At 61.5% G+C, this 1031-nt stretch carries 2 protein-coding genes; one reads left to right on the forward strand and one right to left on the reverse strand.

Annotated elements, in window-relative coordinates; genetic code table 11:
- The coding region (locus tag RSSM_RS03335; protein ID WP_044300876.1) for a tetratricopeptide repeat protein at nt 1-786 on the forward strand (786 nt) is incomplete at its 5' end.
- On the opposite strand, the gene RSSM_RS34470 is transcribed toward RSSM_RS03335, so the two are convergent.
- A partial coding sequence (locus RSSM_RS34470) for a hypothetical protein (protein WP_236620909.1) occupies nt 767-1031 on the reverse strand: 265 nt, incomplete at its 5' end. The genes RSSM_RS03335 and RSSM_RS34470 overlap by 20 nt on opposite strands.

The following is a 1031-nucleotide window of genomic DNA, read 5'->3' on the forward strand; positions in this document are numbered from 1 at the left end:
AAGGCGATCGCACAGAACCCTTCGGATGCTGCTCTGTACAACGACCTCGGTTTGACGCTGAGCAAATTAGGCCAGCACGACATGGCGTCCCAAACGCTGCAGCGGGCACTCGACCTCGCACCGGGAACCTCTCGCTACGCAAACAACCTGGCCAGCATCTATTTCGAATCGGGCAAGACCGACGATGCTCTTAAGGTGCTCAAGGCAAACAACAAGCCTGCCGTGGCACACTTCAACATGGCGTTCCTTCACTACAAGAAGGGCCAGCAAGCACAAGCTCAGGCACAACTGAACCAATCGCTCGCTCACGAGCACGAAGCGACCTCCGACCCGGCAACCAAACGGGCCATCGATCGCTCGCGTGAGATGCTCGCTCAGTTGAACCCCGGTGCGACCACACCTGCCGTTCCGTCGATGCCTCAAGGCACTCCATCGGAAATCGGACCTGCCGCCGGACCTGCAGCGATCATCGCCGCGGCTCCTGCCCACCGTTCGAATCAGTCGCCACAGGTTCTCGGTCAAACCGCAACGCAACCGGTCGTTCCGGGCAGCATGACTCCGGTCAGCTACCAAGACCCTCGCAGCTACATGTCGCCGCAAGCTCCCGCGGGAGCGACTGCACCGAGCAGCAGCCCTGAGACGGCTCCGGCTACTTCGCCGACCGCCACACCGCCAACAACTGGCACAACGGAAGCGGCTGCTCCGGCAACAACCGCTCCGGCTCAGGACGCACCCGCACCAACCGGGTTCACGCTCCCAGGCGGCTTCACGCTTCCGAACGGTTAATCGAATCGATTCGCCCGCTGCCTCGCATCTTGTCGACGCAGCAAAACGGGTGAGTCTTACGGCGGGACAACGTTCCCCTTTTCGCAGCACCGAATCGAACATTTAGGGCCAACGGCCCGGTCATTTGCGAGCCCGATCCATCGGGGCAAATGCCTGGGCCGTTGACCCTTCTTTCGTTCTTCGCGGCGATGCGAGTGCCTGAAACTCGCGGGGTCGTGGCGGTGCGTTTTGATACCAGAGGAGCC

Source organism: Aporhodopirellula sallentina SM41, from assembly GCF_000346505.1.
Lineage (GTDB): Bacteria > Planctomycetota > Planctomycetia > Pirellulales > Pirellulaceae > Rhodopirellula > Rhodopirellula sallentina.